Source organism: Pseudomonas sp. KBS0707 (genome assembly GCF_005937945.2).
GTDB classification, from domain to species: domain Bacteria; phylum Pseudomonadota; class Gammaproteobacteria; order Pseudomonadales; family Pseudomonadaceae; genus Aquipseudomonas; species Aquipseudomonas amygdali.
The window spans coordinates 1969981-1995643 of record NZ_CP041754.1 but is presented as its reverse complement, the minus strand read 5'-3'; the positions used below and the strand labels follow the sequence as shown (position 1 = coordinate 1995643).

Here is a 25663-nt window from a genome sequence, read left to right as displayed (position 1 = left end):
GGCGTCAGTCCGCTGCCAGGGCGGCCAGCACCAGCTGGCAGCTGCGCTGACAGTAGGCGATCAGCACAGCACGAATTTTCGGCAGATCCCGCGCGATCACCGCGCCAAGCAACTCGTCGAACAGCGCCAGGTAGTCGCCCATATCGGCCTTGCGTTGCTCGAGCGCGAGAAAATAGCTGCGGCTCATGGACGGCTGCAGGTTCTCGACCGTTTCTTCGAGGTACGGGTTGCTGGCGAACGGATAGGCCGCGCGCATGACATTGAAGCTCTCTTCGACAAATGCCTTGACGTCCTGCTGCTCGAAGCTGACCTGCAGACGCTGCTGTATCTGCACGAACGGCGCAAGATCATCCTCGGTGCGCCAGCGCTCGACCACTGCATTGGCCAGCAGAATGTACAACTCGCTCATCAGGCCACACAGGCTGGTCACGTTATGCGCGTTGAGCACCGTGACCTGTGCCCCCCGACGCGGCAGGATCACCACCAAATGGCGGCGCTCCAGAATCAATAATGCTTCGCGCACAGAACCACGGCTGACGTTCAACGCCTGCGTGACTTTCTGTTCCTGAATACGCTCTCCAGGCTTGAGCTCACCGCGAATGATCCGCTCGGCAAGATGATGAGCAATTTGCTCAGCGAGGCTGTCCGGGGCCTTGAACGTCATGACTATCCTTCAAAAAAACCAGTTCTGCATGCAAGCCGCGAAGTGTAGCGCAACCGGTACGGATGGCGCAGGGCCATAGACGCGGAAACTGGCACGAAATACGCAAAACCTTGAATACAACCCAATGGGCGACTCAAGAACCAGTGTGCCTCTGATCGGCAGATTGCTGAAAAACTCAATTTCCTGACTCTTAAGTCAGAAACAAATTGACCCAATAAGCAGAGCTGATAGATTCATCGACATGTCTGATGACAATAAATGTGAGGGCTTTGCGCCGTGATTCAGTTCCTTTTGAACCAAGAGCTAAAAACCGAGCGCAGCCTGAATCCGAACATGACCGTGCTGACCTACCTGCGTGAGCAGGCACACAAGCCCGGTACCAAGGAAGGTTGTGCCAGCGGAGACTGCGGTGCCTGCACCGCCGTGGTTGGCGAGTTGCACAGTGACGCCGATGGCAAGCAAATGTTGCGTTATCGCAGCCTCAATTCGTGCCTGACGTTCATGGCGTCGCTGCACGGCAAGCAATTGATCAGCGTCGAAGACCTCAAGCACCAGGGTCAGTTGCACAGCGTGCAACAGGCCATGGTCGAGTGTCACGGCTCGCAATGCGGCTTCTGTACCCCAGGCTTTGTGATGTCGCTGTTTGCCCTGCAAAAGAACAGCACCGACGCCAACGCGCATCAGGCTCACGAAGCGTTGGCAGGCAATTTGTGCCGCTGCACCGGTTATCGCCCTATTCTGGCCGCCGCCGAGCAGTCTTGCAGCCAGCGCCAGCCGGATCAGTTCGATCAGCGCCAGGCTGAGACGGTCGAGCGCCTGCGGGCAATCACCCCGGCCCAGACCGAAGCACTGAGCGACGGCGAAAAAAACTGCTTCATTCCGCTGACCGTGGCAGACCTGGCCGACCTTTATGGCAGCCATCCGCAGGCCCGTCTGCTGGCGGGCGGCACTGATCTGGCGCTGGAAGTCACCCAATTTCACAAACAGTTGCCGGTGATGATTTACGTCGGACACATCGACGAGATGAAGGGCGTGAAGCGTTTCGACGACCGTCTGGAGATCGGCGCGGCCACTCCGCTGACCGATTGTTATGCAGCACTAAAGGCCGAATACCCGGACTTTGGCGAGTTACTGCAGCGCTTCGCCTCGTTGCAGATCCGCAATCAAGGCACGCTGGGTGGCAATATCGGCAATGCCTCGCCGATTGGCGACTCCCCGCCCCTGCTGATCGCCCTTGGCGCGCAGATCGTGCTGCGCAAAGGCAACAGCCAACGCACGCTGGCGCTGGAGGATTACTTCATCGACTACAAGGTCACGGCTCGCCAGGAAAGTGAGTTCATCGAAAAGATCATCGTGCCGACCGCCAATCCACTGCTGACCTTTCGTGCCTATAAAGTTTCAAAACGCCTGGATGACGACATTTCGGCGGTCTGTGCGGCGTTCCGCCTGACCATAGAAGACGGCGTGATCCGCGAGGCACGTGTGGCGTATGGCGGCATGGCGGCGATTCCGAAGCGCGCAGCGGCCTGCGAGCGAGCCCTGGTCGGTCAGCTCTGGAGCAATGAAACCGTTGAGCAGGCCTGCGCCGCACTTAGCGAAGATTTCACGCCGCTGTCGGACTTCCGTGCCAGCAAGGAATATCGCCTGTTGAGCGCGCAGAACCTGCTGCGCAAGTATTTCATCGAAGTGCAGACGCCTGCCGTCGCAACGCGGGTGACTGACTATGTCTGAGCATTCTCCATCCATTACCCAGGCCGAAATGCTCGCCGTGTTTCAGCAGGGCTTGAGCACTGGCGTCGGTCGCAGCGTCAAGCATGACAGCGCCGACAAACATGTGTCCGGCGAAGCGGTGTATATCGATGATCGCCTGGAGTTTCCCAATCAGTTGCATGTGTATGCACGTCTTTCCGACCGTGCCCACGCGCGAATCATCAGCATCGACACCTCGCCCTGCTACGCCTTCGACGGCGTACGCATTGCGATTACTCATCAGGATATTCCGGGGCTGAAGGACATCGGGCCGTTGCTGCCCGGCGATCCGTTGCTGGCCATCGACACGGTGGAGTTTGTCGGTCAACCGGTGCTTGCCGTTGCTGCTCGCGATCTGGACATTGCCCGGCAGGCGGCAATGGCGGCGATTATCGAATATGAGGACCTGGAGCCGGTGCTGGATGTGGTTCAGGCGCTGCGTCAGAAACACTTTGTGCTCGACAGCCACACGCACAAACGTGGCGACTCGGCCGCAGCGCTGGCAGGCGCAACCCACCGTTTGCAGGGCAACCTGCACATCGGCGGTCAGGAACATTTTTATCTGGAAACCCAGATATCCTCGGTGATGCCGACTGAAGACGGCGGCATGATTGTCTATTGCTCGACCCAGAACCCCACGGAAATCCAGAAGCTGGTGGCCGAGGTACTGGGCGTGCCGATGAACCGCATCGTGGTCGACATGCGGCGCATGGGTGGTGGCTTTGGCGGCAAGGAAACCCAGGCGGCGAGCCCGGCCTGCCTGTGCGCCGTGATTGCAAGGCTGACCGGCCAGCCCACCAAGATGCGCCTGCAACGTTTTGAAGACATGCAGATGACCGGCAAGCGCCACCCGTTCTACATCGAGTACGACGTGGGCTTCGACGACGAGGGTCGTTTGCAGGGTATAGAGCTGGATCTGGCAGGCAACTGCGGCTACTCGCCGGACCTGTCCGCGTCGATTGTCGACCGCGCCATGTTTCACGCCGACAACGCCTACTATCTGGGCGAAGCCACGGTCAACGGCCATCGCTGCAAGACTCACACCGCGTCCAACACGGCCTACCGTGGCTTTGGCGGCCCGCAAGGCATGGTCGCCATCGAAGAGGTCATGGACTGCATCGCACGTTTCCTCGGCAAGGACCCGCTGGCGGTGCGCAAGGCCAACTATTACGGCAAGACCGAGCGTAACGTCACGCACTATTACCAGACGGTCGAGCACAACCTGCTGGAAGAGATGACCGCCGACCTCGAGCAGAGCAGCCAGTATGCCGAGCGCCGCGAAGCCATTCGCACGTTCAATGCCGGAAGCTCGATCCTGAAAAAAGGGCTGGTGCTGACGCCGGTCAAATTCGGCATTTCCTTTACCGCCAGCTTCCTCAATCAGGCAGGCGCGCTGATTCACATCTACACCGACGGCAGCATCCACCTGAACCATGGCGGCACCGAGATGGGCCAGGGTTTGAACACCAAAGTCGCGCAGGTCGTGGCTGAAGTGTTTCAGGTGGACATTGACCGTATTCAGATCACCGCCACCAACACCGACAAGGTGCCGAACACCTCGCCCACCGCCGCCTCAAGCGGCACCGACCTGAACGGCAAGGCCGCGCAGAATGCCGCTGAAACCCTCAAGCAGCGGCTGGTGGAGTTCGCCGCCCGGCACTATCAGGTGGCAGAAACAGAAGTCGAGTTTCGCAACGGCCATGTGCGGATCGGCGATATTTTCCTGCCCTTCGCCGAGCTGGCGCAGTTGGCATGGATGGGCCAGGTTTCGTTGTCCAGCACCGGCTATTACAAGACGCCGAAGATTTTCTATGACCGCAGCCAGGCGCGTGGCCGACCGTTCTATTACTACGCGTTTGGTGCGGCATGCGTCGAGGTCATCGTCGACACGCTGACAGGCGAGTACAAGATGTTGCGCACCGACATTCTGCACGACGTCGGCGCCTCGCTGAACCCGGCCATCGATATCGGCCAGGTCGAAGGCGGCTACATTCAAGGCGCAGGCTGGCTGACCACCGAGGAACTGGTGTGGAACGACAAGGGCAAGCTGATGACCAGCGGCCCGGCGTCCTACAAGATCCCTGCGGTGGCGGACATGCCGCTTGATCTGCGCATCAAGCTGGTGGAGAACCGCAAGAACCCGGAAGACACCGTATTCCACTCCAAGGCAGTGGGCGAGCCACCGTTCATGCTCGGCATCGCGGCCTGGTGCGCAATCAAGGACGCTGTGGCGAGCCTGGGTGATTATCGCCATCAACCGGACATTGACGCGCCTGCAACTCCGGAAAAAGTGTTGTGGGGCTGTGAGCAGATGCGCCACAAAAGCGCTGCGCGTCGCGCATCCGGCGAAGGTGCCGAGCCGATTGTTTCCGCCCCTTCGCGGGTAAGTGAAGCTTCGCCAGGCTCGCCTTCACCTATTCAGGATGCCCCCGTGGGAGCGAGCTTGCTCGAGAAGGCGCCTGGCCTGGATCACTCTGTCCTGGAGCAGAAATGAACAACTGGATCAGCGCCCTGGCCGAGCTACAGGCCCGTGGAGAACCCGGCATTCTGGTGACCATCATCGAGGAGCTGGGCTCGACGCCACGCAACGCCGGCTCCAAGATGGTGGTCTGTGCCGAGCATATCCACGACACCATCGGCGGCGGGCACCTGGAATACAAGGCCATGCAAATCGCCCGCGAGATGCTGGCCAGCGGCACCCGGCAGACGCGTCTGGAACGTTTCAACCTCGGCGCAAGCCTCGGTCAGTGCTGTGGCGGCGTCAATGTGCTGCTGTTCGAACCCATGGGCGAACCAGTCGCACAAATCGCCGTGTTTGGTGCCGGTCATGTTGGCCGTGCGCTGGTGCCACTGCTGGCCAGCCTGCCCTGCCGGGTGCGCTGGATCGACGCACGTGAGAACGAATTCCCCGAGCCGATGCCCGAGGGCCTGTTGAAGATCGTCAGTGAAGAGCCGGTCGACGAGGTCGCGCAGTTGCCTGTCGGCACTTACTGCATTGTCATGACCCACAACCATCAACTGGACCTTGAGCTGACTGCTGCAATCCTCAAGCGCGGCGACTTTGCTTACTTCGGGCTGATCGGCTCGAAAACCAAGCGCGTCAAGTTCGAACATCGCTTGCGGGAACGCGGTTTCGACGCCAGCCTGCTGCAACGCATGCGTTGCCCAATGGGCCTGGCGGAGGTCAAAGGCAAGCTGCCTATCGAGATCGCGGTGTCCATCGCCGCCGAAATAATCGCCACCTACAACGCAAGCTTTGGCCAGCACAGTGCCAATGCCGAACCAATCGCCAGACTGCTGCCCGCATCACGCCGCAGTCAGTCGCAATGAGTCACAACGAGAGTGCCATGAGTTCAGTTTCCCGCCGTAAAGCCTACCGCGCCGCCATCCTTCACAGCATTGCCGACCCCGCAGAGGTGGCAGTAGAGGCGTCTTATGAGTATTTTGCCGATGGCCTGTTGCTGGTCGAAAACGGCAAAATCATTTCCGTGGGCAATGCTGACGATTTGCTCGATAGCCTCGACGGCGATGTCGAGCTGATCGAATACCCGGACGCACTGATCACACCGGGCTTCATCGACACCCATATCCACTTGCCACAAACCGGCATGATCGGTGCCTACGGCGAACAACTGCTCGACTGGCTCAACACCTACACCTTCCCCTGCGAAAGCCAGTTCGCCGACCCCGAGCATTCGGCGCAGGTGGCCGACATCTTCATCAAGGAACTGCTGCGCAACGGTACGACCACAGCGCTGGTGTTCGGCAGCGTGCATAAAGAATCGGTCGAGGCGTTTTTCAATGCGGCTCAGGCACTCGATCTGCGCATGATCGCCGGCAAGGTGATGATGGACCGCAATGCGCCGGATTATCTGGTTGATACGCCAGAATCCGGGTATGCCGACAGCAAGGCGCTGATCGAGCGCTGGCATGGTAAAGGGCGTTTGAGCTACGCAGTGACCCCGCGATTCGCGCCGACCAGCAGCCCGGAGCAATTGAGCCTGGCTGGGCAGTTGCTTACTGAGCATCCCGGCCTGTACATGCAGACCCACATCAGCGAAAACCTTCAGGAGATCGAGTGGGTCAAGGCGCTGTTCCCCGAGCGCAAGCATTACCTGGATGTATACGATCACTTCAACCTGCTCGGCGAGCGCTCGGTGTTCGCCCATGGCGTGCACTTGTGCAACGAACAGTGCGCACGACTGGCGCAAACCGGTTCGGCGATTGCCTTCTGCCCGACCTCCAACCTGTTTCTGGGCAGCGGCCTGTTCAACCTGCCGATGGTCGAAAAGCACAAGGTGAATGTCGGCCTGGGCACCGACGTGGGCGGCGGCACCAGTTTTTCGATTCTGCAAACCCTGAACGAAGCTTACAAGGTCATGCAAATGCAGGGCGCACGGCTCAATCCGTTCAAGTCGCTCTATCTGGCGACATTGGGCGGCGCACGCGCATTGCGACTGGAAGACAAGGTCGGCAGCCTGAAACCCGGTAACGAAGCCGACTTTCTGGTGCTGGACTACAACGCCACCCCGCTGCTGTCATACCGGTTGAAACAGGCTAAAGACATCGAAGAGATTCTGTTTGTGCTGATGACGATTGGTGATGACCGGACGGTGAAGCAGACCTGGTCGGGTGGGCGGTTAGTGCATGACAGGGGCTAAATCGTCCCTCACGCTCACGCAGGCTCTGCGTCGTCAAGCGGACGCGGAGCGTCCAGAACGGCATGCGATGCGCAGCGTCGCACGATGGTCAAAGCTTCAGCACGAAGTTGAGGTTATCGTTCCCTACGCTCCGCGTGGGAATGCGGGTCTCGACGCTCTGCGTCGTCAAGAGGACGCGGAGCGTCCGGACCGGCATGCGACGCGGAGCGTCGCACGATAGTCAAAGCTTCAGCACGGAGTTGAGGTTATCGTTCCCTACGCTCCGCGTGGGAATGCAGGTCTCGACGCTCTGCGTCGTCAAGAGGACGCAGAGCGTCCGGAACGGCATGCGACGCGGAGCGTCGCACGATGGTCAAAGCTTCAGCACGAAGTTGAGATTATCGTTCCCTACGCTCCGCGTGGGAATGCGGGTCTCGACGCTCTGCGTCGTCAAGAGGACGCAGAGCGTCCGGAACGGCATGACGACGCGCAGCGTCGCACGATGGTCAAAGCTTCAGCACGAAGTTGAGGTTATCGTTCCCTACGCTCCGCGTGGGAATGCGGGTCTCGACGCTCTGCGTCGTCAAGAGGACGTAGAGCGTCCGGACCGGCATGCGACGCGGAGCGACGCACGATGGTCAAAGCTTCAGCACGAAGTTGAGGTTATCGTTCCCTACGCTCCGCGTGGGAATGCAGGTCTCGACGCTCTGCGTCGCAAGAGGACGCGGAGCGTCCGGAACGGCATGCGACGCAGAGCGTCGCACGATAATTGTTCATCCAGCCTCAACGCCCGGTCTTTTTCCGACCCATGACGTGCGAGAACACCGCATGCAAATCGTCCGAGGCACTATCCTGGTCGAGGTTGAGCTTGCCGTCGATGTGGTCCATGTGATGCATCATCAACTCGACGGCGAGCGGCGCATCGCGCGCTTCTATGGCGTCGATCAGTTGGGTGTGTTCGTCGTAGGAACAATGTGTGCGGTTGCCGGTTTCGTACTGGGCAATGATCAATGAAGTCTGCGATACCAGGCTGCGCTGGAAGCTGATCAGCGGCGCGTTTCTGGCGGCTACGGCCAGTTGCAGATGGAATTCGCCGGAGAGACGGATGCCTGCACCTCGATCACCGCGGGCAAAGCTGTCGCGCTCGTCGCTGACCATCTGACGCAGTTCGGCCAGTTGCTCGGCAGTGGCGTGCTCGACCGCCAGTTCAGTGATTGCCTTCTCGACCATACGCCGGGCGAAAAACACCTGGCGCGCCTCTTCGACGCTGGGGCTGGCGACCACCGCACCACGATTAGGGCGTAACAGCACCACACCTTCATGCCCCAGCCGTGATAAAGCGCGACGAATGATGGTGCGGCTGACACCAAAGATCTCGCCCAGCGCCTCTTCACTCAATTTGGTGCCCGGCGCCAGCCGCTGCTCCAGAATGGCATCGAAAATATGCTCGTAAACGACATCGTCCTGAGTAACGCTGCGGCTGGCGCTGGTCGTGCCGCGCGGCTTTTTCTTGAGAGGCAGGGACTGGTCGTTCATGGGCACTCGTGCGCAGATGGATTACGGCGTTGGGACTGGCGCATTGTACACAGGGCAAAACCGGAAACGCGCGCAAAAAAAGGCCCGCAGTGTGGGGCGGGCAAGAGGCACTCAGCTGCCCCGATACGTCGAGTAGCTGTACGGCGAGATTAACAGCGGCACATGAAAGTGTTCCTGACCTGCATCAATGCCAAAGCGCAGCACCACTTCATCGAGAAAGGCCGGTTCATTCAATACCACGCCTCGCGCACGGTAATAATCGCCAGCCTGAAAGTGCAGTTGATAAACCCCGGACTGATAAGTGTCTCCCTGCAACAGGGGCGCATCGCAACGTCCGTCGCTGTTGGTGACAGCGCTGACAACGTGCAGAAGCTGCTGGCCTTCGACCCGATACAATTCAATGCGGATGGCATTGCCTGGGCAACCGTGGGCAGCGTCCAGCACGTGTGTGGTCAATTTCCCCAAAACTTCACTCCTCACATCCGGCGATGGTGAAACAGTGCACCAATGAAGTGCTCTGCATGGTGCGATTGCGACCGATTAAGACACTTTCGCAAAAACCTGTACACAATAAAATCTTCAGTGGATTGCAGCTGACGCCTGTGCTGCTCGCCAATCGTCGAATTACCTGAAAAGAAAGGAAGCAAAGGAAAAATATCAGATTTTTTTCGATTAGCTGACCACTCAGGCAGGTTTCTTGCTTGCTTTATTTGAACCGGCACAAATCGGTAACGAAACCTACAGGGTTACAAGCCGAAAATAAAATTGTATACAATCTGCGCGTTGCAGTGCCTTGTCTGCCATTCGCACCGCACTTGGCTTAACGCACATAACGCACAAAAGGAAGCTTGCAGTGAGCGCTGACTACCCACGCGACCTGATCGGTTACGGCAACAACCCGCCTCATCCACGCTGGCCGGGCAACGCGCGCATTGCCTTGTCATTCGTGCTGAATTACGAGGAAGGTGGCGAGCGCAATATTCTGCATGGCGACAAGGAATCAGAAGCCTTTCTGTCCGAGATGGTTGCCGCGCAGCCATTGCAGGGCCAGCGCAACATGAGCATGGAATCGCTGTATGAATATGGCAGCCGCGCAGGTGTCTGGCGCATTCTCAGGCTGTTCAAGCAGTTCGATATTCCCCTGACCATCTTCGCCGTGGCCATGGCTGCGCAGCGTCACCCCGAGGTGATCCGCGCCATGGTCGCCGACGGTCACGAAATCTGCAGCCACGGTTATCGCTGGATCGACTATCAGAACATGGAAGAAGCCGACGAGCGTGAACACATGCGCCAGGCGATTCAGATCCTCACCGAGATCAGTGGCGAACGGCCGCTGGGCTGGTACACCGGGCGCACCGGCCCCAACACCCGGCGACTGGTGATGGAGGAAGGCGGTTTTCTCTATGATTGCGACACCTACGACGACGACCTGCCGTACTGGGAGCCGAACAACCCCACCGGCAAGCCGCATCTGGTCATCCCCTACACGCTGGACACCAACGACATGCGCTTCACCCAGGTGCAGGGCTTCAACAATGGCGAGCAATTCTTTCAATACCTCAAGGACGCGTTCGACGTGCTGTATGCCGAAGGCGAAGACGCGCCGAAGATGCTTTCCATCGGTCTGCATTGCCGCCTGATCGGTCGCCCTGCCCGGCTGGCCGCGCTCAAGCGTTTCATTGAGTACGTCAAAGGCCATGAGCAGGTGTGGTTCACCCGACGTGTCGATATCGCCAGGCACTGGCACACTGAACATCCGTTTACCGGCAAGGCCGAGCAATGAGCACGTTTAAAACACTGACACCTTCAAGCCTGGGCCGGGATGCATTCATCGCAGCCTTTGCCGACATCTACGAACACTCGCCTTGGGTCGCGCAGCAGGCCTTCGACGAGGGCGCTGGCCCCGAACTGGATCAGGTCGAGACCCTGCATGCGCGCATGAGCAAACTATTGCTCGGTGCCCCTCACGCGCAACAGCTGGCGCTGATCAATGCTCACCCGGACCTGGCCGGCAAGGCGGCTATCCAGGGTGAGCTGACTCAGGCCAGTACCGATGAACAGGCAGGCGCCGGTATCCACCACTGCACGCCTGAGGAGTTCCAGCGCTTTACCGAGCTGAACGAGGCTTACAAGGCCCGCTTCGGCTTTCCGTTCATCATGGCGGTCAAGGGCAGCGACAGGCACAAAATTCTGGCAGCGTTCGAACAACGCATCCACCACTCGCCCGAGGCCGAGTTTGCTTGCGCCCTGGCCGAGATCAACAAGATCGCACTGTTTCGTCTACAGGCGCTTTGAGCGTCGCAGTCATAACCGTATTCAGAAGGCAGACAAAGAGCATGAAAGTTTACGCCGCACCGTTCGAGAAGTTCGTGAACCTGGCCGACGCGCGTCTGGGCACCAAAATCCTTTCGGTCACCGATGACTGGTTCGCCGACGCCAACCGGCTGTTCCAGCCGACCCCGGCGGTCTGGAAAGAAGGCGTGTTCGACGACAACGGCAAGTGGATGGACGGCTGGGAGTCGCGCCGCAAGCGTTTCGAAGGATACGACAGCGCAGTGATCCGCCTCGGTGTAGCTGGCACCATCAAGGGTGTAGACATTGATACCTCGTTTTTCACCGGCAACTTTCCGCCTTCCGCTTCGCTGGAAGCGTGCTTTCTGGCCTCGGGCGAACCCGATGAAAACACCGCCTGGACCGAAGTGCTGCCGTCTGTGGAGCTGCAAGGCAACAGCCATCATTACCACGAGATCACCAACGATCAGGCGTTCAGCCACCTGCGCTTCAATATCTACCCGGACGGCGGCGTAGCGCGCCTGCGGGTCTACGGCGTGCCGCATCGCGACTGGTCGAAAGTCAGCGAGGACGAGCAGATCGATCTGGTGGCGGCACTCAACGGTGGCCGGTCGATTGCCTGCTCGGACGAGCACTACGGCAGCATGAGCAACATCCTCAACCCCGGCCGTGGCGTGAACATGGGCGACGGCTGGGAAACCGCGCGCCGCCGCACACCCGGCAACGACTGGGTGATTGTGGCGCTGGGGCACAAGGGCGAAGTCGAGAAAGTCATTGTCGACACTCTGCACTTCAAGGGCAATTACCCGGACAGCTGCTCGATCCAGGGTGCTTTCGTCAAGGGCGGTACCGACAGCCAGATCGAAACCCAGAGTTTGTTCTGGCGCGAGCTGCTGCCAAGCCAGAAGCTGACCATGCACGCCGAACACGAGTTCGCCGAGCAGATCAACGCCATCGGGCCGATCACCCATATCCGCCTGAACGTATTCCCTGACGGTGGCGTGAGCCGCCTGCGAGTGCTGGGCAAGGTGTCCAGGTAACAACGTGTGAACTCTCGTTCCCACGCTCCGCATCATACACAGGCCTGATTTGGATTCTGGCCGAAGGCTGTAGGAGCGAACTTGTTCGCGAAGGCTTTGTTCCAAACGGTACATCTTCAGGGGGTGTACCGGCCCTTTCGCGAACAAGTTCGCTCCCACGCCCTTCGGGCAGAAGCAGGCGAGAACCGTATTCCAGGCGCGCCAAGTGCGATAAACCCTGAAGCCATTGAAGAAGAACCCGCATGCGCAAACTGATAATCGAGCCACTGACCAAGGAAGCTTTTGCGCCATTCGGTGATGTGATCGAAACCGATGGCAGCGATCATTTCATGATCAATAACGGCTCGACCATGCGCTTTCATCGTCTGGCTGAAGTGCAGACCGCGCAACCGGATGACAAGGCGATCATCAGCATATTCCGCGCCGAAGCGCTGCCGATGCCATTGACCATTGGCATGCTGGAGCGTCACCCGCAGGGCAGCCAGGCCTTCATCCCGCTGCTCGGCAACCCCTTTCTGATCGTGGTCGCGCCGGTTGGCGATGCGCCTGAATCAGAGCTGACCCGCGCCTTCGTGTCGAACGGCAGGCAGGGTGTCAATTACCATCGCGGCGTCTGGCACCATCCGGTGCTGACGATCGAAAAGCGGGATGACTTCCTGGTGGTTGATCGCAGTGGCGAAGGTAACAACTGCGACGAGCATTACTTTGCCGAGAGCCAGTTGCTGGTTCTCGATCCCAACCCACTGGAAGGGTAAAAACCGTGCTGGCACATATGATGGAATGGCTGAATCTGGGCGTACGCTGGATTCACATGATTGTGGGCGTGGCCTGGATCGGCGCATCGTTCTACTTTGTCTGGCTGGAGAACAACCTCAACCGCAGCAACCCGCGTGAAGGGTTGTCCGGTGATTTATGGGCGATCCACGGCGGTGGCATTTATCACCTGGAGAAGTACAAGCTCGCGCCGCCGACCATGCCGGAGAATCTGCACTGGTTCAAATGGGAAGCGTATTCAACCTGGCTGTCGGGCGTGGCCCTGTTGTGCGTGGTGTTCTACGCCAATCCGACGTTGTACCTGTTGGCGCCGGGCAGCAGCCTCAGTGGTGCCGAAGGCGTACACATTGGCCTGGGTTCCTTGTTTGTCGGCTGGTTCATCTACAGTTTTTTGTGCGACTCGCCACTGGGCAAGCGCCCTGCACTGCTGGGCGTGGTCCTGTTCGTGCTGCTGGTCGCGGCGGCATACGGGTTCAGCAAAGTGTTCAGTGGTCGCGGTGCCTATCTGCATGTGGGCGCGATCATGGGCACCATCATGGTCGGCAACGTGTTCCGCATCATCATGCCGGCCCAGCGCGCGCTGGTAGCCGCCATTGCCGAGAACCGCACGCCGGACCCAAGCCTGCCGGCAAAAGGCCTATTACGTTCACGACACAACAACTACTTCACTCTGCCTGTGCTGTTCATCATGATCAGCAATCACTTTCCGAGCACATACGGCAGTGAGTACAACTGGCTGATTCTGGCGGGCATCGCACTGCTGGCGGTCCTGGTGCGCCACTATTTCAATACAAGACATGACAGCCATCGATTCGCCTGGACCCTGCCGGTCGCTGCGCTGGGCATGCTCTGCCTGGCGTACGTCACCGGCCCTGCGCAACCTCCCGCGAAAATCGTCTATCAACCGCTGCCCGGCACCGCAGTTGGCGGTCATCGGGCCGACGAGAAACCTCCGGAGCCGGTCACCGCGCCGGTCGAGGCCAAGCCTGCCAGTACCGGCGCGGACTTCGCCAAAGTGCATGAAGTGATTCAGCATCGTTGCACGGTGTGCCATTCGGCCACGCCTACCAGTCAGTTGTTCAGCGTTGCGCCTGCGGGAGTGATGTTCGATACGCCAGAACAGATTCAGCAGCAGGCCCCGCGCATCAAGGCGCAGGCCGTCACCTCGCCGATCATGCCATTGGGCAACATCACCCAGATGACTCAGCAGGAACGCGAACTGGTCGGTGCCTGGGTCGATCAAGGCGCACACACTAACTGAGCCCCTCGCTAACCAAGCGCTCCTGACACGGGGCGCACTCGCCCCACTTTCGCTCCAGACGCCCTGCGCTGGAGCACTTGAGCCAGACAACGCAAGTCAGTATTCTCCGCCGCCGCTGCAAAACCGGACAACCGCTCCTTGTACGCTGACTTTGACCGAACAGCCAACTAGCTGACTGTACGGTCAGGACTCTGTCGACCCGGAAAAATGACTTGAAACCGACACGTTGATGCCGGTTTGGGGATTACTTCAACTTTTTTCGCTGTTTGGCGCAGCTCTTGCTAACAACACAAAGCTGACCAGACAGACAAATTACTGCAACCACAGACAAGGCGTCATTTAGAGAACGCCAGTCTGAAAAAATCACGATCTACTTCAAGGGACTCACCGCATGAACCGTACGTTTTCCAGCGTGTTACTGGCCAGCAGTCTGCTGGCCGCTGCGCCAGCCATGGCCGGGGATATCTTCCAGTGGCAGAGCAATAGCCTGACCTATCTCAATGGACGAGACTTTGCCGTCAACCCGGCAAACCAGCAGACGTTCACCTTTGAACATGCTGACAGCTGGAAGTACGGCGACAACTTCTTCTTCGTCGACAAGATCTTCTACAACGGCAAGGGAGACGCAACGGCTGGCGATAACACCTATCGCCACGCTTGTCGCTGGGCAAGATATTTGGCCAGAAGTTCGAGTTCGGCCCGATCAGCGATGTGCTGATTGCGGCAACTTACGAATTTGGTGAAGGCGATAACGAGTCTTACCTGATCGGCCCGGCGTTCGATTTGAAGATCCCGGGTTTCGACTACTTCCAGCTGAACTTCTACCAGCGCCAGACCGAAGGCAACCGTCCGGGCGATGGTGTATGGCAGATTACCCCGGTGTGGTCCTACACCATACCCATGGGCAAATCGGATGTGCTGATCGACGGTTTCATGGACTGGGTAGTGAACAACGACAAGACGTCGCGTGGTACTTACCACTCCAACCTGCACTTCAACCCGCAGATCAAATATGACCTGGGCAAGGCACTGAATTACCCTGAGCGTCAGCTGTACGTCGGTATCGAATACGATTACTGGACCAACAAATACGGCATCAAGGACAGCCGCTCGTTCGACACCGACCAGAACACCGCGAGTTTGCTGGTGAAGGTATTCTTCTAAGCACGATCCGGTTGTGACGCTCGTTCCCGCGCTCAGCGCGGGAACGCATTTCTGAAGCCTCTGCGCCCAACCTTGAGAGGGTGTTGCTGCGCAGATCTGTGACGCGGAGCGTCACGGGATGCATGCCAACGCGGAGCATTGGCACGATATTCAACTCCTGCGCGGCGCCCGCCTCCACTCACTCCCTAGCCGCTTTCCAGACCTTGCCAATCAGCGTCACGACCAACACCAGCACCGCGCCAGCGATAACCCCGGCGACCGCATCGATCAGCGTCGGGACGACCATCGACAGCCCGCCCACCGCACCGGCTGCAGCTTCGGTCACGCCTTCGGCCCAATGGTGAGCAAATGGCAGACCGTGAACCAGAATCCCGCCGCCGACCATGAACATGGCCGCAGTACCGACAATCGACAGTACCTTCATCAATACCGGCGCAAGCCATAGCAAAGCACCACCGATTTTCTGCGCCGCAAAGCTTGCAGTCTTTTTCAGGTACAGGCCCAGGTCGTCAAGTTTGACGATACCTGCCACCAGTCCATAGACACCCACGGTAATCAGCACAGCGACAATAACCAGTACACCGACCTGATCCATGAACGGTCGGGCCGACACTACGCCCAGCGCCAGCACGATGATTTCTGCCGAAAGAATGAAGTCGGTGCGAATCGCGCCTTTGATACGGTCCTTTTCGAACGCCACCATGTCCACTGAAGCATCCGTGGCCGCCTGCTTGCGCTGATCATGCTCTTCGCCGGTTTCGGGATGCAGCCATTTATGGGCGATTTTCTCGAAACCTTCAAAGCATAGGAACGCGCCGCCGATCATCAACAAGGGAAGAATCGCCCAGGGCGCGAAGGCGCTGATCAACAGTGCCGCCGGAACCAGGATTGCCTTGTTGAGCAACGAGCCCTTGGCCACGGCCCAGACAACGGGCAGTTCGCGATCGGCTGAAACTCCGGTGACCTGCTGGGCATTGAGCGCCAGATCATCCCCCAGCACACCCGCGGTTTTCTTGGTGGCCAGTGCCACATCATCCAGCAGGGTCGCAATATCGTCGAGCAGGGTAAGCAAGCTTCCAGCAGCCAAAATAAAAATCCTTGAGCAAGTAAAAAAAGGAAATAGCACTGATTTAATCATGCGCCAGGGTCAATCGTGTGGCAGTCAACAACTCTGACCTTCATCAGACGTGAACGTTTGACGCGGCGTAGTACAAGCAGGCCACGTCGAGCAACCGGTTAAATGGGTAATTGCGTGGTCGACACCACCTGACGCAGTCCCATGAACGAGCGGATCTGTCTGACACCGGGCAAGTACAGCAGCTGTTCGGCATGCAGGCGGTTGAAACTCTGACTGTCTTTGGTGCGCAGCAGCATGAAGTAATCGAACTCGCCGGTGACCACATGAAACTCCATGCAGCCGGACACCTTCTGCGCGGCTTGTTCAAATTGCGCAAATGAGTCCGGTGTCGAGCGGTCGAGCACCACACCGATCAGCACCACCATGCCCGCGTCCAGAACGTCACCATTGAGCAACGCCACCACGCCCTTGATAACGCCCGCCTCCTTCAACCGCTCGACGCGCCGCAAACAAGCAGGCGGACTCAGCTTGACCTTCTCGGCGAGTGCCACGTTGGAAATCGAGGCGTCACGTTGCAGGGTCTTGAGAATGGCGCGGTCAATCCTGTCCAGCAGCGGTGCTACATCGCCAGCGGACTTTTTAGTGCGTTCATTTATTGCTTTCATGATGAATTTCACAAAATAAAAGTTTGCATTAGTGGCATGACACTAACGCTGATTTTGCAAATAGACAATTCTTTGCAACCACGATTATTCAGCTATTTCCTATGATAGGAACCACTTCAGGCACGCCGTTCAAACGTCGAACTCATTCCTTGCAGGCCTGAATCAACTTATCAACGGAGCCCCAATATGAACCTGAGCAAGTTCAAGCGCTACCCTCTGACCTTCGGCCCCTCGCCCATCACCCCTCTGAAACGCTTGAGCGAGCATCTGGGTGGCAAGGTCGAGTTGTATGCCAAGCGCGAGGATTGCAACAGCGGTCTGGCTTTTGGCGGTAACAAGACCCGCAAACTGGAATACCTGGTGCCGGAAGCCATCGACGGCGGCTACGACACACTGGTGTCGATCGGCGGCATCCAGTCCAACCAGACCCGTCAGGTGGCAGCAGTCGCGGCGCATCTGGGTATGAAATGCGTGCTGGTTCAGGAAAACTGGGTCAACTATTCAGACGCCCTGTACGACCGAGTGGGCAATATCGAGATGTCACGCATCATGGGGGCCGATGTGCGCCTGGACTCGGCAGGCTTCGATATCGGCATTCGGCCGAGCTGGGAAAAGGCCATGTCCGACGTCGAGGAAAGCGGTGGCAAGCCGTTCCCGATTCCTGCGGGCTGCTCGGAACACCCTTATGGCGGCCTGGGATTCGTGCGTTTTGCCGATGAGGTACGCCAGCAGGAAGAAGAACTCGGCTTCAAATTCGACTACATCGTGGTCTGCTCGGTGACCGGCAGCACTCACGCAGGCATGCTCGTCGGCTTCGCGGCCGATGGCCGGGCACAGCGTGTGATCGGTATCGATGCGTCGGCCAAACCGGAAAAGACCCGCGCACAAGTCCTGCGCATCGCTCAGAACACCGCAAAACTGGTGGAACTGGGCCGCGAAATCACCGCCGAAGACGTGGTGCTCGACACCCGCTACGCCTACCCCGAATACGGCCTGCCGAACGAGGGCACCCTTGAAGCCATTCGCCTTTGCGCGCGCCTTGAAGGCGTATTGACCGACCCGGTCTACGAAGGCAAATCCATGCACGGCATGATCGACATGGTGCGCAATGGTGAATTCCCCGAGGGCTCAAAAGTGCTCTACGCACATTTGGGCGGCGTACCGGCGTTGAATGCCTACAGTTTTCTGTTCAAGGACGGTTAAGCCATCCCGAAAGTTGCCTGAATGGCCCGCGAATTCGCGGGCCATTTTGCACCTGCTCAAAAAGCCGACAGACCTGAAACGGAAACTGCATCCACAGGTGTATTCACATGTATTACACTGCACCCTTATGTAATACAAATAACTACGTGTGAGGTGTATATGTCCACAATGTCTCTACGTCTGCCGGACGAAATGGCGGATACCCTTGCACACCTTGCAAAGGCGACCGGGCGCAGCAAGTCATTTTTGGCCCTCGACGCGCTCCGCGAATACCTGACTCGCGAGGCATGGCAGATTGCCGAAATTCAGCGCGCGATTGAAGAAGCCGACGCTGGCGAGTTCGCCAGTACAGAGGACGTAAAAGCTGTCATGGACAAATGGTCTGGCAATGCAGGTTGAGTGGCTTAAAACGGCGCTAAAGAATCTGGATGAGGAGGCAGCGTATATCGCACAGGACAATCCAGCTGCTGCCGCAGCTTTCGTGAAAGCAATTCAATCAAGCGTGACGCAGCTCGCGAGCTTTCCCGCCATGGGCCGGGAAGGACGGATTGCCGGAACCAGAGAATGGCCTCTGCCAGACCTGCCTTACCTGATTCCATATCGCATCCGTAGCGGCCGGCTACAGGTTCTAAGGATTTTCCACACCAGAAGACAATCGCCCCCCGTGTGGTGAACCGCAGACACGTTTACTGTGCACACAGCTTCACTATCAAAGCCGAAAATACTTCTGCAGCGCCTGCGCCAGCAGGCTCACCGCCTCGTCGTTCTGTGACGACGGCGAGCGCAGGAAGACGATTTCGTGCTCGGGAATTTCAGGCAGGTCATCGAGAATCTGCATGGCTTCCGTGACTCCGCTCCGATCAATAAGGCTGATCGCCAGGCCCGCTTCCACACAGGCTTTGATCGCCTGATTGGACGGGCTTTCGAGAACTACACGGATTTTGCGGCCGTTGTCTTTGAGTGACGCCATCATGGCTTCACGATAAGGACATTGCGCTGCGTGAATGGCCAGCGGCAACGGGTCCGCAGGTCCCAGTGCGACGCTGGCCGGCCCGACCCAGACCGGCTTGGTAGATACCAGAAACTGCGTATCAGCACTTGGCTGCCCTTTGGGTTGCGCGATCACTGCTGTCTGCAACTTGCCGCGCGCAACCTGCTCGCGCAGGGTGTAGCTGGGTGCGGTTTTCAATTCCAGCACCACATTGGGCCAGGCCGCAGCGAACACCGGCAGGATGTCGCGGATGACATGAACGGCGTACTCATCCGGAACACCCAGCGTGATGCGCCCAGCCAGATGAGTCCCTTGCAGGTCAGCCAGCACGCGGTCATGGGTGGACAGCAATTCCGTCGTCGAGACCAGCAAACGCTTGCCCAGCGCAGTGAGAGACACTGCCTGGTTGTCCCGATTGAGCAAACGCCCGCCCGCTACCGCCTCAAGCCGCTGGATATGCACACTGACTGCCGCGGGGCTTTTGTGAAGTTGCTCGGCAGCCGCAGAAAACTTCCCTATTCGCGCCACGGCATGAAAAGTACGTATCAGTTCGATATCGAGAATTGCGCTCATGATTCATAAATCCCGAACAACTACTGCACTTAATTTTGATTTATTAGATTACGCTGACTTCGTAACCTGTGTCCATGAATCAGCACCTATCGATTTCTCCGAGCGTAACGCGGCCTGCCTGGCATCAGGCCATTCCCCTTATCTTGCTGGAAGCAGCCCTTGTCCTGACATGGAGCTCGGGTTTCATCGGCGCGCGGTTTTCGCTTGATTACGCACCACCATTGCTGGTGGTGTTCTGGCGTTGTGTGGTGGTCACGTTGATCCTGATGCCTTTCGTCACCAGGCAACTGAGATCAATACCGCTTGCCACGCTGTTGAAAAATGCGGGCATCGGTCTGCTGGCCATGGCGGGCTATGTCGCAGGCGTTACGCAGGGCATCGCGCTGGGCGTACCTGCGGGACTCGCGGCGCTGTTTGCCGACTTGTTGCCGATGGGCATGGCACTGCTGGCTGCCGCCGTGCTCGGGCAGCGGCTTGTCTGGCAAATCTGGGCGGGGCTGGTGGTCGGTCTGGTCGGCGTGGTGCTGGTCACGTACAGCACGCTGGCGGTGGGAGATGCGCCGTTGTGGGCCTACGGCCTGCCACTGCTGGGCATGTTGTCACTGGCCATCGCGACACTGTGGCAGAAACATTCGACCCACATGCAGCCCATGGACCTGCTTCCCAACCTGTGGCTGCAATGTTTTATATCGAGCTTCGCGTTCGCCATTATCCAGGGAACACAGGGCAGCCTGGCCCCCATTCCCAGTACCGGGTTTGCGTTGAGCGTGATCTGGACGGTGGGGCTGGCAACTTTGGGCGGGTACGGACTTTACTGGGTGTGTCTGCGCCGCGCATCAGCCACCCGCGTTGCCAGCGTGCTGTACCTCAGCCCACCGGTGACAATGCTCTGGGCCTGGGTGATGTTCAACGAGCCGCTGTCCTGGCAGATGGCGTCAGGCATGGCGGTGTCGGGTGTCGGTGTGTGGATGGTCGTACGGGCGGAAGCGCGGCAGGTCGCCTCGTGACCGAGTCACAAGGCGCCTGATGCAGGGAAGTTAAATCTTGAAACGCGCCACCATGCTCTGCAAGTCGCTGCCCAGGCGGGCCAGTTCTACAGTCGATGCGGCGCTTTGCTCGGTTGCCGAAGCCGATTGATCGGCAATGTCGCGCACGCTAAGCACGCTGCGGTTGATTTCGTCGGTCACGGCGCTCTGCTGCTCGGCCGCGGCAGAAATCTGCTGGCTCATCTGTTCAATGGTGCCGATGGACTGATTGATCTCAACCAGTGCCTGCTCGGCCTGACGAGCCAGCACTACAGTGCCTTCGGTGCGTTGCAGGCTGGCATCCATCAGACCCGATGCGGCACCTGTACCTTTTTGCAACGCCTGAATCAGCGCTTCGATTTCCGTGGTGGAGTTCTGGGTACGCTGAGCCAGCGAACGTACTTCGTCAGCCACCACCGCAAAACCACGGCCCTGCTCACCCGCACGTGCAGCCTCGATGGCCGCGTTGAGCGCCAGCAGGTTGGTTTGTTCGGCAACGGCCTTGATCACGTCAATCACGCTACCGATCTTGCCACTGTCTTCGGTGAGGCGCTGCATGGCTTCGCCCAGCTGTTTCACTTCACCGGCCAATTGGCCGATTTCGCGAGTGGCGTGCTGCACCACACTGCTACCGTGAGCGGCACGTTCGCTGGCCTGTTTGGCCGCCAGCGAAGCGTCTTCAGTATTGCGTGCTACTTCCTGCACGGTCGACGCCATTTCGTTCATGGCGGTGGCAACCTGGTCGACTTCGTTTTTTTGCAACGTGACGCCGGCACTGGTCTGTTCACTGACAGCAGACAACTGTTCGGCCGCCGTGGCGATCTGCGTCACACCATTGCCGATGCCACCGATCAGGCCGCGCAGAGAAACCGTCATGTGCTGCATGGTGTTCTGCAACAGGCCCAGTTCGTCCTGGCGGGTGGTGCTGCTGTCATGGGTCAGATCGCCGTCGGCAATCCGGCGCGCCGCAATTACGGTGCTGTTCAACGGCACGGTAATCTGACGTGTGATCAGGAACGCAGCAAAGATGCCGACCAGCAGCACGACCAGCGCTACGCTCAGCAATTGCACCACAGCGGTTTGTTGTTCCTTCTTGGCACTGATGACCTGCAACGCCGCCAGATCATCGGCACGGGCAGCGGTCGCTATGGATTGCTGTTGCAGATCGGTACGGACTTGCTCGGTCTGCTGCAGCATGTCCGAAATCGACGACATCAGGACCTTGTATTGTTTCAACGCCACCAGCGCGGCATCCACTGCAGCATTTGCCTCGACAGGCAATTGGCTGCGAGCGGCGTCCACTTGTGCGATCAGGGCGTCGGCGGACTTATAGGTGGCCTGACGGTTGTCGGCATTCGGAACGCTCAGGTAGCGGCGAAACACCAGACGGAAATTGGTCATGCCGTTACGCAGGTCGCCAGCGATCTTGACCTGCCTGATGCCGGTTTCATTCGGCGAACGCAAGGTGTCGTCAATGGTCTTGTTCAGCAGATTCTCAAAGGTCGCGCTGACGTCATCGGAAACCTTGATGATCGGTTTCAACGCCTCGTCGACTTTCTGATTGATGCCGACCAATTGGTTGAACGTCTGCTTTAGACCGCCCACCTGTTCCTTGATATCGCGCAGTTTGGCCAGGTTGCTCGATATCACGAACACCTGCAGGCCCTGATCGACACTGCGGCTCAAGGTATCCAGCGCGCTGGCGTAGTTCTGCACACCCGCAGCGGTAGGGCCGGTCGCATAGGCTTGCGCAGCAATCCGGGCATTCAGAACGTCAGCCTTGATCTCGGCGACCTTGCTGCTTTTGCCCATGCGCTCGATCAGCAGGTTGGTGCTGGAGTAACCGATGGCGGTAACGGTCAGCACGCCCAGCAAAATAGCGGCAAAGCCCAGCCCTAATTTCTTGCTGACTTTCAAGTTGTCCAACCATTTTGCGCTCATTACGTGTGTGCCTCTGATTTTTCGGGATGCACGTGAATCGGCGCTGAAAGATTTAACTTGATAGTTAACGTTATCGGAATCACGCACGCGCCAATCGAAGGCACCCTGAAGCCCAAGAATTACATGGCCGGAGCGCGATGATGAATATTTATTTAAATCGCCTGAGCAGAATTTTTCCGATGATTGGCACCGCGCGAAACCGGAAGATCACGCAATGAAACTGCCTTGATCTTCGCCTGTACGGAGCCATCGGAGATTGGCAACAGCGTCAGACGTTGCGGTCGGTGAAATGAACATCCAGCCGGATGTTTTCCGGCTCGTTGATCGCTGCCAGGTACTCGTCTACGGTGATTTCTCCGACGCAGGCCCGTGCACCCGGTTGTGGGCGATAGCCACCGGCCATTTTGCCGCTCAGCGCGACGGCAGCACTGCCGGGGATCTCTGGGCCCTTGTCGTTCAGTGCAGTCAATTGCGCACGCATGTGCAACGGCTGGCCGGTGAGGTCGACGCCATCGACATCGATGTACATCGCGCTCTTTCGATCACCCCAGTGTTCAAAGCGCGCGCCCCAACGGTACAGGCGCTCGGCCCACGACGCAGGATCGCGCAGCAGCCCACAGCGAATCGCCAGCGCCAGCAGCCAGGTCGCGATGCCGCCGGCCTTGAGCGCGGAGCCGGCCTTGAAGCTCAGATGCTGCGCGGCATAACGTGTCGCGAATACATCCAGGTCCGGGACGTCGACATTGGCCACCAGCCGTGTGCCCATGCCGGGCATCCGGCGCAGGGTCAGGTCCATCCAGCCATGGACTTCGTGGACCTTGCCGTTGCGCAGTTGCCTGATCGGCCGCCCGGCATTGGCCAGCACGCCACGCACGGTCGACAGACCGGGCATTTTCGCTGCCGAGGAGATGCCATGCTCTATCGAATCGATGCGCAGAAAACGCTGGCGATGCTGATCGATGATGGCCGCCGAAAGCGTCGGTACCGAGCTGCAACCGCTCAGCACACAGACGCCCGCCTCACGCGCTAAGGCATCCAGAGTGGCGATACCGGAGACGAAGGTCCGGCAATCCGACAGGTCGCAATAATTCACACCCGCCGCGATGCAATGCCGGGCCACGGCATACGACTGCCCCTGAAAAGGCCCCGCCGTGTGGATAAGCAGATCAATGCCCAATTCACCCAGCTCACTGCCCGCGCCGTCCTGCATGATGTCCACGCACCAGCTCTGGCAGAATCTGCCAGCCAGCGTTTGCAGTGCGGCAACCTTTTCCGCCAGCTTGCGCGGGTCGCGACCGGAGATGACCAGTTCGATGTCCGGCATCATCGCCAGATGATTGCAGATAAGGCTGCCGAAGTTGCCGTAGCCGCCGATGACCAATACGCGAAATGCCATTGACTCGTCCCTGAAATGCTGAAGGGTATGACCATGCCTTGCTACTCAGCGATTGCCGCGAGCGATGGCGATGAAATGCGCGTGCATTATTGATCATTGGCCGAATGCCGAGTACAAAACCCTGTGCCTTTTTTGATTGTCCCGGGAGCAACGGATGCTGGAACTACACACCGAACGACTTTATCTGCGGACCCTGCTCGCCAGCGACTGGCCGCTGTTTTTCAGGCTGCACTCCGAGCCCGAGACCATGCGCTACGTATTCGGAGAAATCGAAGAAGCGCAGATCCGCAAAGGCTTCGATCATCGCCTCCCCGAATGGACGCCGGAGTCCGATCACTGGCTTTGCCTGGTGGTCACAGACACACAAAACGATGCAGAGCTGGGGGCCAGCGGCTTTCGCATCATGTCGCCAGGGCATGCCGAAGTAGGCTGTCTGTTGCTGCCGGAACATCAAGGCAAAGGCTTCGGCACCGAATCACGCCGGGCAATCATCGACTACGCTGCCGCCATCGGCCTCGATTCACTGGAATCGACCGTGACCGATGGCAACATTGCCTCCTGCAAGGTGCTGGAGAAATGCGGTTTCTCTTTCGAACGCCGCGTCCCGCAGGCCTATCAAATCGGCGATCAGTGGTTCGACGACCTGATATACCACCTGCCACTGCGCTGATGAAGCAGCTGACCGGCGTTCGCCGGTCAATCGCAAACGCCTTCAGGCTTTGGGCCGCCCTCCCAGAATCGTCACCCGCTCGCCATAGCGCGAGTGTGGAAAGTAATCCCACACCGCGTGGTGCTGAGTGCAGCGGTTATCCCAGAACACCAACGTGTTCGGCTCCCAGCGCACACGACAACTAAGCGAAGGTTCACGGGCGATCAGGTCGAACAGCATGTTCAGCAGCGTGCGGCTCTCTCCTGCGGACAGTTGCACGATATGCGAGGTGAAACCGGAATTGACGAACAGGCTGCGGCGTCCGGTTTCAGGGTGGCGAACCACCACCGGGTGCTCGCTTTTGGGAAGGTTGGCAGGCGGCTGATAGCCCTTCCACGGAATCTCGCCATCGTGAATGGCCGTCAGTTCGCCAAGAAACGCCTGCATCGCAGGCGAGAGCATTTCTATGGCCAGGTGCATGTTGGCAAACAGCGTGTCGCCACCGGTTCCAATGGCGGGCGTCTCTTTGACATACAGCATCGAGCCCATCGACGGCTCCAGGTCAGCGGTGCCATCGGTGTGCCACAGCTCGCCAGCAGCGAAGCGTGACTGGGCGTTGGCGCGCACCACGACCAGCTCCGGGTCATCGCCATCAATGCTTTCTACCGGCAAGGCACGTAACGGTCCAAACAGCCGGCCAAAGGCTTTATGCTGTTCGACCGTCAAGTGCTGATCACGAAACACCAGCACGTGATTCTCCAGAAAGGCACGGCGGATTTCCGTCAGTTGCTTCGCACTGAGTGGCTGCGACAGGTCGACACCGCCGACTTCGGCACCGATGATCGGTGTCAGGCGGTTGACCGTGATGCTGTGATACGGCGCGCGAGGCGCCCCCGCGGTGCCTTCGATGGCCTTGAGTGCCATTTGATCCATGATCCCTCACCCTTGAATGGTTGGCATGGTCGATCACCATGTCCGTAACTGGTTTACCGGGACATCAGCCCCGTCTGAAAAGCGTGCCG

At 58.7% G+C, this 25663-nt stretch carries 23 protein-coding genes and 2 pseudogenes; 15 read left to right on the top strand and 10 right to left on the bottom strand.

Annotated elements, in window-relative coordinates; genetic code table 11:
• Positions 1 to 4 precede the first annotated feature (4 nt).
• Positions 5 to 664: a GntR family transcriptional regulator gene (locus FFH21_RS09360; protein ID WP_002552808.1), complete on the bottom strand. Its 660-nt coding sequence runs from the start codon at positions 662 to 664 to the stop codon at positions 5 to 7.
• A gap of 276 nt (positions 665 to 940) precedes the next feature.
• Between FFH21_RS09360 and xdhA the strand changes: the two genes are divergently transcribed.
• The 4 genes from xdhA to guaD are packed head-to-tail and all read left to right on the top strand — an operon-like array spanning position 941 to position 7074.
• Positions 941 to 2395: a xanthine dehydrogenase small subunit gene (gene xdhA / locus FFH21_RS09355; RefSeq protein ID WP_011168206.1), complete on the top strand. Its 1455-nt coding sequence runs from the start codon at positions 941 to 943 to the stop codon at positions 2393 to 2395.
• On the top strand, positions 2388 to 4907 hold the full coding sequence (gene xdhB / locus FFH21_RS09350; RefSeq protein ID WP_011168205.1) for a xanthine dehydrogenase molybdopterin binding subunit: 2520 nt from the start codon (positions 2388 to 2390) through the stop codon (positions 4905 to 4907). The genes xdhA and xdhB overlap by 8 nt, the downstream gene beginning before the upstream one ends.
• The gene (gene xdhC / locus FFH21_RS09345) at positions 4904 to 5743 is read left to right on the top strand and encodes a xanthine dehydrogenase accessory protein XdhC (RefSeq protein ID WP_004665856.1); all 840 of its coding nucleotides are present in this window, start codon (positions 4904 to 4906) and stop codon (positions 5741 to 5743) included. The genes xdhB and xdhC overlap by 4 nt, the downstream gene beginning before the upstream one ends.
• Positions 5744 to 5760: 17 nt before the next feature.
• Complete coding sequence (gene guaD / locus FFH21_RS09340) at positions 5761 to 7074, top strand: guanine deaminase (protein WP_004665857.1); 1314 nt, start codon at positions 5761 to 5763, stop codon at positions 7072 to 7074.
• Between the two features lie 762 nt (positions 7075 to 7836).
• Here the strand turns inward: guaD and FFH21_RS09335 are convergent.
• Complete coding sequence (locus FFH21_RS09335) at positions 7837 to 8589, bottom strand: GntR family transcriptional regulator (RefSeq protein WP_011168204.1); 753 nt, start codon at positions 8587 to 8589, stop codon at positions 7837 to 7839.
• Between the two features lie 111 nt (positions 8590 to 8700).
• Positions 8701 to 9054 (bottom strand): hydroxyisourate hydrolase, encoded by a 354-nt coding sequence (gene uraH / locus FFH21_RS09330; protein WP_004658401.1) that lies wholly within the window; start codon positions 9052 to 9054, stop codon positions 8701 to 8703.
• 388 nt (positions 9055 to 9442) lie between these two features.
• On the opposite strand from uraH, the gene puuE reads away from it, so the two are divergent.
• The 6 genes and pseudogenes from puuE (at position 9443) to FFH21_RS09300 (ending at position 15120) form a co-directional block, all read left to right on the top strand.
• On the top strand, positions 9443 to 10372 hold the full coding sequence (puuE, locus tag FFH21_RS09325; protein WP_004658400.1) for an allantoinase PuuE: 930 nt from the start codon (positions 9443 to 9445) through the stop codon (positions 10370 to 10372).
• Positions 10369 to 10884, top strand: coding sequence for a 2-oxo-4-hydroxy-4-carboxy-5-ureidoimidazoline decarboxylase (gene uraD / locus FFH21_RS09320; RefSeq protein ID WP_004665858.1), 516 nt, complete (start codon positions 10369 to 10371; stop codon positions 10882 to 10884). Before puuE ends, uraD begins: the two co-directional genes overlap by 4 nt.
• 41 nt (positions 10885 to 10925) lie before the next feature.
• Positions 10926 to 11921: an allantoicase gene (gene alc / locus FFH21_RS09315; RefSeq protein WP_004665859.1), complete on the top strand. Its 996-nt coding sequence runs from the start codon at positions 10926 to 10928 to the stop codon at positions 11919 to 11921.
• A gap of 242 nt (positions 11922 to 12163) precedes the next feature.
• Complete coding sequence (locus FFH21_RS09310; RefSeq protein WP_004643995.1) at positions 12164 to 12676, top strand: ureidoglycolate lyase; 513 nt, start codon at positions 12164 to 12166, stop codon at positions 12674 to 12676.
• Between the two features lie 5 nt (positions 12677 to 12681).
• Positions 12682 to 13956, top strand: a complete 1275-nt coding sequence (locus tag FFH21_RS09305; protein ID WP_004665860.1) for a urate hydroxylase PuuD — start codon at positions 12682 to 12684, stop codon at positions 13954 to 13956.
• Between the two features lie 391 nt (positions 13957 to 14347).
• Positions 14348 to 15120: pseudogene (locus FFH21_RS09300) on the top strand (outer membrane protein OmpK).
• 178 nt (positions 15121 to 15298) lie between these two features.
• On the opposite strand, the gene FFH21_RS09290 reads toward FFH21_RS09300, so the two are convergent.
• Complete coding sequence (locus FFH21_RS09290; protein WP_011168203.1) at positions 15299 to 16207, bottom strand: DUF808 domain-containing protein; 909 nt, start codon at positions 16205 to 16207, stop codon at positions 15299 to 15301.
• Positions 16208 to 16356: 149 nt separating this feature from the next.
• On the bottom strand, positions 16357 to 16863 hold the full coding sequence (locus tag FFH21_RS09285; protein ID WP_004658394.1) for an Lrp/AsnC family transcriptional regulator: 507 nt from the start codon (positions 16861 to 16863) through the stop codon (positions 16357 to 16359).
• 186 nt (positions 16864 to 17049) lie between these two features.
• Here FFH21_RS09285 and FFH21_RS09280 point away from each other — a divergent pair, with 186 nt between their 5' ends.
• The 3 genes from FFH21_RS09280 (at position 17050) to FFH21_RS09270 (ending at position 18739) form a co-directional block, all read left to right on the top strand.
• Positions 17050 to 18066, top strand: coding sequence for a 1-aminocyclopropane-1-carboxylate deaminase (locus tag FFH21_RS09280; protein WP_011168201.1), 1017 nt, complete (start codon positions 17050 to 17052; stop codon positions 18064 to 18066).
• A 159-nt stretch (positions 18067 to 18225) separates the two neighbouring features.
• On the top strand, positions 18226 to 18465 hold the full coding sequence (locus FFH21_RS09275; RefSeq protein ID WP_011168200.1) for a CopG family ribbon-helix-helix protein: 240 nt from the start codon (positions 18226 to 18228) through the stop codon (positions 18463 to 18465).
• Complete coding sequence (locus FFH21_RS09270; RefSeq protein ID WP_004658391.1) at positions 18455 to 18739, top strand: type II toxin-antitoxin system RelE/ParE family toxin; 285 nt, start codon at positions 18455 to 18457, stop codon at positions 18737 to 18739. The genes FFH21_RS09275 and FFH21_RS09270 overlap by 11 nt, the downstream gene beginning before the upstream one ends.
• Positions 18740 to 18775: 36 nt before the next feature.
• On the opposite strand, the gene FFH21_RS09265 is transcribed toward FFH21_RS09270, so the two are convergent.
• On the bottom strand, positions 18776 to 19630 hold the full coding sequence (locus FFH21_RS09265) for a LysR family transcriptional regulator (protein WP_004658390.1): 855 nt from the start codon (positions 19628 to 19630) through the stop codon (positions 18776 to 18778).
• Positions 19631 to 19704: 74 nt separating this feature from the next.
• Here FFH21_RS09265 and FFH21_RS09260 point away from each other — a divergent pair, with 74 nt between their 5' ends.
• Complete coding sequence (locus FFH21_RS09260) at positions 19705 to 20637, top strand: DMT family transporter (RefSeq protein WP_041924491.1); 933 nt, start codon at positions 19705 to 19707, stop codon at positions 20635 to 20637.
• A gap of 30 nt (positions 20638 to 20667) precedes the next feature.
• Here FFH21_RS09260 and FFH21_RS31015 read toward each other — a convergent pair whose 3' ends face one another.
• The 3 genes and pseudogenes from FFH21_RS31015 to FFH21_RS09250 form a co-directional block, all read right to left on the bottom strand.
• Positions 20668 to 21372, bottom strand: a complete 705-nt coding sequence (locus tag FFH21_RS31015; RefSeq protein ID WP_371217786.1) for a methyl-accepting chemotaxis protein — start codon at positions 21370 to 21372, stop codon at positions 20668 to 20670.
• Positions 21373 to 21573: 201 nt separating this feature from the next.
• Positions 21574 to 22467: pseudogene (locus FFH21_RS31010) on the bottom strand (methyl-accepting chemotaxis protein); the annotation flags it as partial.
• Positions 22468 to 22864: 397 nt separating this feature from the next.
• Positions 22865 to 23992 carry a saccharopine dehydrogenase family protein gene (locus FFH21_RS09250; RefSeq protein ID WP_004658386.1) on the bottom strand — a complete coding sequence of 376 codons (1128 nt, stop codon included), beginning with the start codon at positions 23990 to 23992 and terminating at the stop codon, positions 22865 to 22867.
• A gap of 154 nt (positions 23993 to 24146) precedes the next feature.
• On the opposite strand from FFH21_RS09250, the gene FFH21_RS09245 reads away from it, so the two are divergent.
• Positions 24147 to 24662: a GNAT family N-acetyltransferase gene (locus FFH21_RS09245; protein WP_004665866.1), complete on the top strand. Its 516-nt coding sequence runs from the start codon at positions 24147 to 24149 to the stop codon at positions 24660 to 24662.
• A 42-nt stretch (positions 24663 to 24704) separates the two neighbouring features.
• Here FFH21_RS09245 and FFH21_RS09240 read toward each other — a convergent pair whose 3' ends face one another.
• Positions 24705 to 25574, bottom strand: coding sequence for a TauD/TfdA family dioxygenase (locus FFH21_RS09240; protein ID WP_004665867.1), 870 nt, complete (start codon positions 25572 to 25574; stop codon positions 24705 to 24707).
• Positions 25575 to 25663 lie beyond the last annotated feature (89 nt).